Origin of the sequence: Streptomyces sp. NPDC006463, assembly GCF_042870715.1 — a bacterium.
Lineage (GTDB): Bacteria > Actinomycetota > Actinomycetes > Streptomycetales > Streptomycetaceae > Streptomyces.
The window spans coordinates 69,366-78,335 of the sequence record NZ_JBIAHP010000030.1 but is presented as its reverse complement, the minus strand read 5'-3'; the positions used below and the strand labels follow the sequence as shown (position 1 = coordinate 78,335).

The following is an 8,970-nucleotide window of genomic DNA, read 5'->3' as shown; positions in this document are numbered from 1 at the left end:
TGAGTTGCCTGCGTGTCACGACCACAGTCCTACCGGGTTCCACCCCGCGAAGAGGACAGAACCCAGGAACTGATCACGACATCACACAGGCCCTAGTACGCCGCCGGCGGCCAGTGCACGCAGTCTTCCGCGGTGAGATGAAGTCAAGATCCCCCTGAGGGTCGAGCCGGGACCCGCCCGGACACGTCTCGCTGTGTGCTCGGAGATACACATCCACGCGTGAACGGTTCCCGCTTCCAGCCGTCCGCGTATGCCGCGCCATTGACCACGCCGGTGGAATTTCTGCACCAATTCCTTTTTTCATACGCGCAGTTGAGTGGTCAAGGACTTCGACCGGCGGGCCAGGCACTACCGCAGCGGCGGGTTCGCCGACGAGGTCCCGATGATGTAATGACCCCTATAGGAAACGGCTCGTTACATACAGGGGGAATCATGTCCGAGGACGGACTCACCAGCTGGGTGAAGCAGTGGATCGACGGCTGGGTCGTCTCGCGTGGCGCGGCCGACCCGGTTGAGGAACCGTGGGGGTGGACCATCGCCGTGGGGCTGTCCAAGGAGGTCTCCCGGCACGTGGTGCCCGCGCCCGTGGAGGCCGACGTCCGCAAGCTGGCCGCCACGGCCCCGCCGGCCACCTGGCTCAAGCTCTTCGCCCCGGACGAGGTGGTGCGGCCCTGGGCGGGGGACGACTGGGAGACGGACATCGCCGGCTTCCTGATGACCCTGTCGCTCGCCCCGGCGCCCGCCGGGCCGCCGCCGGCCGGGTACACGGTGACGTCCTGGAGCCGGGGCGGGGTGATCAAGGCCCTGGTCCGCGCCGGGGACGGGCGGCTGGCCGCGAGGGGCCAGGTGGGGATGGCCGGCCGCACCGCGGTGCCGGACCAGATCGAGACCGCCCCGGACCAGCGCCGCCGCGGCCTGGGCGCCCTGGTGATGCGCACGCTGCAGAACGCCGCGTGGGAGGCGGGAGCGCGGGACGGGGTACTGGTGGCCACGCCCGACGGCAGGGCCCTGTACGAGGCTCTGGGCTGGACCCACCGCTCCCCGATGGCGAGCCTGGCCCGCCGGGCGGACTGACGGGCTCGTACCCCCGCCGGGGTGCGGCGGGGCGCCGGTCCGCAGCCCGGACCCCGGCCTGAGGGCGGTGGCGTTGACCTTGGCAGCCTCCCAGATCCGGACGTTCTCGTGAGCCACCGCCGGGTCGAGGGCGCAGCCGGCCTTCGCCCGTGTCGGCGCGACGCTGCTCTGCGTCGCGGCGGAGACGGTGCCGCTCGCGAGGAACAACAGCCCTGCTGCTGCGGCGCCTCCGAGCGCCAGAGCCAACTTCTTCATCTACTCCTATCCTGCGGTGGCCGAGGAACTGTCCGCACTCGCCCCCTGACAACGAAGGGCGCCTCCCCGTGGTGGGAGACGCCCTTCGGCTGGTCCGGTCAAGAGGTCGCCAATGCCCGGCCGAACGCAGAGGCTAAAGCCCGCTGTTGGACGGAGGTCAGGGGCGGCCGACGGAGGTGTACCGGAGCTCAGCGAGGCACGCTCCGGTCACCAGCCCGATGTATCCGGCGCCGAACACCGCGATGCGTCGCTCTGCCATGGTCATTCCCTCCCTCTCGTACCGGTTCAGGGTTGTTGTTCGGATCTGCCTGGGCCCGGATCTCGGGCGCCACCCTACTCGGCAGCTCTTTCACGGCCGGAATCGTGGCGCGCCGGGGCAGCCACGGCGGTCCGCCCCCGGCGAAGCCAGTCCGCCACCTCGGCCCTGGACCGCCGCGAGCAGGCTGTACGCCACCAACCTGCCGACTACCGGGTCGGCCGGGAGCCTGTGGTCTCGACGGCTCCCGGGCGATATTCGCTGGTCGTTGCTTGCGGATGGTGTTCATACTGCCGCAATGGATCCGGTGACGATTGAGACCGACCGTCTGCTGCTGCGAGCCTTCACCTCAGCCGACACGGATGCGGTGTACGAAGCCTGCCAGGACGAAGACATCCAGTTCTATACGCCGGTGCCGGTGCCGTACCGGCGTGCGGACGCGGAGAAGCTCGTCGGCGAGAAGCTGCCCACCCAGTGGGCCGAGGACAAGGACTACACACTCGGCGCGTTCCGCAAGGACACCGGCGCCCTGGTCGGCTCGTACTGCCTGACCCTCCTCAGCCACGGCGTCTGGGAGCTCGGCTACTGGGCGGTCAAGGAACAGCGCGGCCAGGGCTTCTCAGTGGAGGCGGCGCGGGCGCTGTGTGACTGGGGCTGGACCACGCTCGACGTGCACCGCATCGAGTGGTGGGCCATGGTCGGGAACGCCGGGTCGCGTGCCGTCGCCGAGAAACTCGGCTTCACCGTCGAAGGGACTCTGCGTAATCGGAGTATTGCCAACGACGGCAAGCCGCACGACTGGTGGGTGGGTGGACTGCTGAGGGCCTGATGCTTGGGTCGGTGCTGCATCGGCCGCCTTAGCTCTCCTGCCGAGGCGTTCCCAGCTCAGACAGTCCCTGATGGCCGTGGCGCGACAGTGGCCGCGCGGGTTCTTCGAGCGTGACCAAGAAGTGGGCCCGTGCGACCTCGTCCCATCCTGCCTTCTGCGGCGTGGCCCGTACGCATCTCGGCAATCTGATCGAGGAATTGGCCGACCCGTGGCTTGCTCAGTGCGAGTCGGCGCTGGATGAGCGGCGTGTTGCCGGGCGGCAGCTGCAGGCCGGAGCTGGGCCGAAGTACGACCTGGTCTTCACTGACCGGGTGCTCGTCGCCCTCGTCCACCTGCGCACCGGTCTCCCGCACGCCGCGCTCGCCGAGCTGTACGGCACGGCCCGCCCCACGGTCTCCCGCGCCATCGGCGAGATCCGCCCTCCCTGGCGGCGCGCGGGTTCGCCATCCCCGGCCGCCCAGGAATGCGGCTTCGGAACCTGGCGGACGTCTTCGCCTCCGCGGAAGCCGAGGGGATCCAGCTGCGGATCGGCGGAGCCGAGACCCAGGTCCGCCGCCCAAGGGCCAACCGGCCCGGACGACGAGCCTTCGTCTCCGGCAAGAAGAAGCTGAACACCATCAAGAGCACCACCATCACCGACGGCCAGGGCCGCTTGCTGTGGTCCGGCGCGGACCGGCCCGGGCGCATGCACGACCAAACCGCGATGCGCACCGAGGGTATCGCCGAGCAGTTCCGGCTCCGCCCGAGGGATAGAGCCGAGGTCGACGAGGGCTACCGGGGCCCGGCCGATGAGTTCCCCGACCAGGTCAGTGCCCCGCCGAAGAAGCGGACGACGCTGACCCGTAACCCCTTCCTGATCTCCTTACCGCCCCGCCCGACAGCGAGCATCGAGACCGCTTCCATCCGGACCCGCTCGGCATACCGCGACGATCACCAACCGTCAGCCCTTGCGGCAACCCGCCTTCAGGTTCAGTAGCTTCGGAGTCGGTGGGGCGCGCCAGGGCGGATCCGCGGAGGAAGCACTTCCACTACCGTCGACAGATCTTCCCAAGGTCGCCACCGCCTGGTTGCAGGTTCCGCGGAACTGTCGACGCTTGCGAGGTCTCCCGGCTCCCGCTCTACTGGCGGGAGGGGGCTATTCCTGCTCTCCACTATTCCCCTCCAGCCAGTAGCCCGGGGCTCATGGCAGCCTCTCAGCCGACGGTCGCCGGGGTGTCCCGCAGGGTGACGTTGGCGTGGCTTTCCTGGAAGCTCTGGTCGGAGACCAGCGTCAGCCGGGCCGTGGACTGGAACTCCGGAAGAGTGGTGGAGCCGCAGGACACCATCGTGGTCTTGAGTTTGGCGATGGTCACGGCGAGCCCTTCGTTGAGGTCGCCGGCGTAGGGGACGTAGCCGTCGACGCCCTCTTCGAAGATCAGGCCCTGGCCTCCTTGTCCGTAGCGCTGCCAGTTGCGGGCGCGGTTCGAGCCCTCGCCCCAGTACTCCTTCACGAAGCCGTCCCGGGTGGGGAGCTTCGCGCCGGCCGCCTGGTCGAAGCGGGCGAAGTAACGCCCCATCATGACGAAGTCGGCTCCCATCGCCAGTGCCAGCGCCACGTGGTAGTCGTGCACCAGCCCGCCGTCAGAGCAGACCGGCACGTACTCGCCGGTGCGTTCACGGAAGGCGTCCCGGGCGGCGGCGACGTCCAGCACCGCGCTGGCCTGGCCGCGGCCGATGCCCTTCTGATCGCGGGTGATGCAGATGGAGCCGCCGCCCACGCCGACCTTGACAAAGTCCGCACCGGCCTCGGCGAGGAAAGTGAACGCCTCGCCGTCGACCACGTTGCCGCCGCCGGTCGGGATCTCCGGGTAGTGCTTCTTCACCCAGGTCAGGGCTTGCGCCTGCCAGTCGCTGTAGCCGTCGGAGGAGTCGAAGCACAGGGCGTCGGCGCCCGCCTCCAGCAGGGCGGGAACGCGCTCTTGGTAGTCGTGGGTGTTGATGCCCGCGCCCACGCGCAGGCGCTTGGCGCTGTCGACGGCTTGATTCGGGAAGCGCTTGTTGTCCGTGTAGTCGGACCGGAAGACCAGGTACTGCAGGTGGCCCTCGGCGTCGAGCACGGGGAGGCAGTCGAGCCGCTGGTCCCACAGCCGGGCGTTGGCTTCGGAGAGCGTGGTGTCGGCTGCGGCGTGAGGGAGGTCGGCGATGGCGGTCATCCGACCGCTCACCGGTCCGTCGAGGTCGTGGCGCTGGGGGTGGAAGTCGCGGGAGGTCACCAGGCCGAGCAGGCGGCCGGTGGCGCTGCCGTCGTGGGTGACCGCGGCGGTGCTGTGACCGGTGCGCTGCATGACGGCGACCAGGTGGCTCAGGCTGTCGTCGGGGCCGACGTTGGTGTCGCTGGTGACGAATCCGGCCTTGAAGTTCTTCACCTGGCGGACGGCTGCGGCCTGGTCCTGGATCGACTGGTTGTGGTGCAGGAAGCTCAGACCGCCGTTGCGTGCGAGTGCGATGGCGAGTTCCGGTGTGCTGACAGCCTGCATGATCGCGGACGTGAACGGGGAGCCGAGTTCGATCGCCGACTGCTCCCCGACGACGTGCCGCACCAGGGGCGTGCGCAGGTTGACCGTCGCGGGCGAGCAGTCGGTCCGGGTCCGGTTGGGCAAGAGCAGAAACTCGTTGAACGTCCTTGAGACCTCGGCGATGACCTGTGCCACTCGTTCCTCCTGACCCGTCGACCGGAACCCGACTGCCCGGTCGTGAAGGCCGCCCCCGTGTCCCAAGACCCGGGCAGGCAGGTGCCGGCATGGCAGCTGCGGAGGTGACACGAGCTGCGGCAGAGCCCTGACCTGCCCGTGATCGAACCGGGTGCGGTCGTGACCTTGCACCTTATCGACTGCCCCGCCGCTGCACGAATCTTGTCCTCTTCACCGGTGATCGCCGGTGGCGGGTGCCTCCCTCTGATCCTCGGCTCTTGCCCGCGAGGTACTCCACCCGGTCGCGCCTGGCGACCCAGCGGATCGCGGTGTGGCGGTGCATGCCGGGCAGGCCGGCGAAGATCTTCTTGATCACTTGAGGCCCTCCCAGATGCCGGGGTGGCGATGGGTCAACTTCCGCTGCAGCAGCCGGTTAAAGTACTCCTCCGAGACGCCGGTGTAGATGGCCGTGGTGCTGGCGTAGCCGTGTCCGGCCTGATCCTGGACGAACCGACGGCGTCCTGCGCGCCGCCGCGGCCGAGTCGGGCGTCACGCTGCCTTCGGCTCAGTTCGCGCCGAACGTCTTCCACCGGGCGCTGACGGAACCGGGTGCCCGGATGATGATCGGCGGCGCTGCGCATGTCGGCTTCAAGCCGGGTACGCCATCTCATCCGTGACCAGCAGTTAGGCGGACGGCCCTTAGGAAGTGGGGAGGAAGCCGGCGACGAGGACGGCGAATTCCTCGGGGTCGAGGATGCGGATGCCCAGTTCTTCGGCCTTGGTGCGCTTGGAGCCTGCCTTCTCCCCCGCCACCAGGAGGGTGGTGCGCTTGGACACCGACGGCGATGCCTTTCCGCCGGCCCGCTCGATCAGCTCGTTCATCTCGTTCCGGGACAACACCCCAAGGGGGCCGGTCATGGAGCCGGTCACCACGACGGCCTGTCCGGCCAGCGGGCCGCCCGCGGAGTCCTCGGCGTCACTCGCGTCGGGTGCGGGCTTCTGCGGCTCGGTGACCTGCGTGCCGACCTGCTGGACCTGAAGCTTGTCGAGGAGCGGGCCGAGCTCGACGAGTTCGGCCGCAATGACGCGTGCCTTCTCGGTGCCGATGCCGTCGACCCCGGCCAGCATGTCCGCGTCGGCGGCCCGGATCGCGGCCATCGAGCCGAAGTGCGCGGCGATGCGGCGGGACATCGTACGCCCGGTGCCGCGGACACCGAGGGCGCAGAACACGCGGCTCAATGCGGCCCCGCGGGCGGTCTCGATAGCGGCCAGGAGGTTGGCGGCGCTGGTCTCACCCATCCGCTCCTGGCCGAGGAGCTGCTCGCGGGTCAGCGTGAACAGGTCGGCGACGTCCTTGACCAGACCGGCCTCCACCAGCTGGACCGCGCGCGTGCCGCCGAGTCCTTCGATGTCGAGCTGGTCCCGGCCAGCCGCGTAGATCACCGAGGCCACGGCCTGACAGCTCCGGCCGCGCACGCACCGCCACCGCTGCTCGGAGGTGTCGATCGCGTCGCCACACCGGGGGCACGCCCCGGGGAAGACGATCGGGCTCTCGGCGCCGGTGCGCTGGTCGACCAGCGGTGCCTCGACCCGGGGGATCACGTCGCCGGCCCGGTACACGAACACCTGGTCGCCGATCATGAGCCCGCGACGGGTGATATCGGAGGGATTGTGAAGCGTGGCGTAGGTGACCGTCACCCCGTCGATGACCACGGGCTCCAGGACAGCGCGCGGGGCGATGATCCCGGTCCGGCCGACGTTCCACTCCACCGCCAGCAGGCGCGTCACCTTGTGTTCGGCCGCCAGTTTCCGGGCGACCGCCCACCGCGGGGCGCGCGAGCCGTTGCCGGCCTGCCGCTGGTCCTCGGGCGTGTCGGCTTTGACGACGACACCGTCGATCCCGAACGGCAGGTCTGCGCGCAGGCCGGCGATCACGTCGATGCGTTCCTGCACCTGCTCCACGGTCTCGCATCGCATCGGGGCGGCGGCCGTGCTGGCGGCCGTGTTCGCGCCGAGCGCGGCCAGGTTCTCCAGCAGAGCGACGTGGCCGAGGTCGTCCAGGCCGATCGCGCTGTAGGCGAAGAAGGTCAACTCGATCCGGTAGGGGCGGTCCTTGGCGCGCAGGGTGCCGGCCGCTCCGCTGCGCGGGTGCGCGAAGGGAGTGGCCTCGTGGGCGAGCCGGATCCGGTTGGCCTCCTCGAACTGCGCGGTCGTCAGCAGCACCTCGCCGCGCAACTCGACGTCGATCGGCTTGGTGAGTACGGGCGGCAGACCGAGGACGGCGTCGGCGGCGTGGGTGATGTCCTCGCCGGCCAAGCCGTCGCCGCGGGTGAGGACCTGAACGAGCCGACCACCCCGGTACCGGGCGGCCACCGCGAGGCCGTCGAGCTTCGGCTCCACACACCACCCGTCCACAGGGTGCCCGAGACGCCGTTCCAGCCCTGCGGCCCATTCGAAGAGCTCGTCGGCGTCGAAGACGTTGTCGAGGGAGAGCATCGGCACCGAGTGCGGCACGTCACCCTGCACAGCCCCGCCCGCCACCTTCCTGGTCGGCGACTCGGCAAGCACCTCGTCCGGGTGGGCCTCTTCGTAGGCTGCGATGGCGCGCAGCAGCCCGTCGTACTCGTCGTCACCGAGCGGGGTGGTCCCGTCGCCGTAGTACGCGGCCGACGCCGCCACCGCGGTGGTCACGGCCTCAACGTAGGCGGCGGGAGAGAGCAGGGCACTGTTTTCGGTCATGAAGGTCATCATCCTGTCCCGCACTGACAACGCCACGCCCGCCCGACCCTGCCTTGCCATGGCATGCAACCGAGCCGCCCTGCGGCACAGGGCGGGAACGGCAACGGCCTGCTGATCGGCACCGCCCTCGCGGCCGGTCCCCCGGACCGAAACCGGCTCTCGGCGGATCGCCGAGTCGCACCCCGTGACCTGGGGAAATGCCGCTCGTTCCGGCATGTGGCGCGATTCTTACCGCCTGGCCTCAAGGGGGTATCGTCGTCCGGTCCGGACGGCCATCGGATCGTCTGTCCAACCCAGGGGAACCGACATGACTGATCTGAACTCGCTGCGGGCAAGCCTTGCGTCAGGTGAGCACGAATTCGCCGATACCTTGGCCTTCGTCGCCGCGCATTACGAGTATCACCCGCAGGCGTTCCGCAACGGGGAACTGGAAAACGCCGCAGGTGAGAACGAGGGTTCCTGCAAGACGCTGGGACTGGCCCTGCTGGAAGGACTGAGCGACCAGGAGGCGCTGCTGGCATTCGGTGAGCACTACCGCAGTGTGCTGGCGACGCCGAACGACACCGATCACGGCAACATTCGCAACCTCGTGGCCCAGGGCCTGGCAGGTGTGAGCTTCGCCGGGCAACCTTTGACCCGCAAGAGCTGACAGACGGCGCCGGCAGCGGGGTGAGTCCGGCCTTCTCGGCGAGCGCGTACGACGAGCTGCTCGCGCGCTGCCGGCCTGCCTCCTCGCACAGGCGGAACATCTCGGCCTGCCCATCCGCGAAGAGCGTCTCGGGCTCACGCACGGCCTCCCGGATCTGCCTCTCAACGGCGGCCTGAATAGCAGGGTTCGTTGCAGTTCGTCGGACGGCTGGTGGAGTCCTTCACCCCGCACGGCGCGGCCCGCAACACCAAGGCCCTCCACGCGCTGGAACTGTGGAATTGCCGCCGACGCCGAGCGCCGTGCCGCTGGCTCCCGGTCCGGCAGCGGTGAGCTGGTACGCCAGCACCAGCGGCGTGACGACGCGCTCCAGCAGTGCATCAAGTACCAGGCTCTCGCGGCGACGCGGACAAGCGCCTTGCCGAGCTGCGGCGATGCTTGCGTACGCACAGGGCCGGCTGGAACGCCGAGCTCCAGCTCAAGCTCGGCGGTGTGCGCGAGC

7 protein-coding genes and 1 pseudogene are annotated in these 8,970 nt (G+C 69.5%); 6 read left to right on the top strand and 2 right to left on the bottom strand.

From position 1 onward, the window contains the following. Nucleotides 1–432 precede the first annotated feature (432 nt). From ACFYOB_RS36370 to ACFYOB_RS36355, 4 genes and pseudogenes are all read left to right on the top strand, one after another. A complete protein-coding gene (locus tag ACFYOB_RS36370; RefSeq protein ID WP_388567860.1) occupies nt 433–1,074 on the top strand; it encodes a GNAT family N-acetyltransferase in 642 nt (213 codons plus the stop codon). An 809-nt stretch (nt 1,075–1,883) separates the two neighbouring features. Continuing rightward, the gene (locus ACFYOB_RS36365) at nt 1,884–2,414 is read left to right on the top strand and encodes a GNAT family N-acetyltransferase (RefSeq protein WP_388567858.1); all 531 of its coding nucleotides are present in this window, start codon (nt 1,884–1,886) and stop codon (nt 2,412–2,414) included. A 110-nt stretch (nt 2,415–2,524) separates the two neighbouring features. Continuing rightward, nucleotides 2,525–2,821 (top strand): annotated as a pseudogene (locus tag ACFYOB_RS36360) (transposase family protein); the annotation flags it as partial. Nucleotides 2,822–2,877: 56 nt separating this feature from the next. Then, entirely contained in the window at nt 2,878–3,390 is a 513-nt protein-coding gene (locus ACFYOB_RS36355; RefSeq protein WP_388567855.1) for a transposase family protein, read from the top strand. A 217-nt stretch (nt 3,391–3,607) separates the two neighbouring features. Here the strand turns inward: ACFYOB_RS36355 and ACFYOB_RS36350 are convergent, their stop codons facing one another. Continuing rightward, nucleotides 3,608–5,104 (bottom strand): IMP dehydrogenase, encoded by a 1,497-nt coding sequence (locus ACFYOB_RS36350; RefSeq protein WP_388567852.1) that lies wholly within the window; start codon nt 5,102–5,104, stop codon nt 3,608–3,610. Nucleotides 5,105–5,782: 678 nt separating this feature from the next. Beyond that, nucleotides 5,783–7,822: an NAD-dependent DNA ligase LigA gene (gene ligA / locus ACFYOB_RS36345; protein ID WP_388567849.1), complete on the bottom strand. Its 2,040-nt coding sequence runs from the start codon at nt 7,820–7,822 to the stop codon at nt 5,783–5,785. 307 nt (nt 7,823–8,129) lie between these two features. On the opposite strand from ligA, the gene ACFYOB_RS36340 reads away from it, so the two are divergent. Further along, complete coding sequence (locus ACFYOB_RS36340) at nt 8,130–8,471, top strand: HopJ type III effector protein (RefSeq protein ID WP_388567847.1); 342 nt, start codon at nt 8,130–8,132, stop codon at nt 8,469–8,471. Between the two features lie 189 nt (nt 8,472–8,660). Then, on the top strand, nt 8,661–8,801 hold the full coding sequence (locus ACFYOB_RS36335; protein WP_388567844.1) for a hypothetical protein: 141 nt from the start codon (nt 8,661–8,663) through the stop codon (nt 8,799–8,801). Nucleotides 8,802–8,970 lie beyond the last annotated feature (169 nt).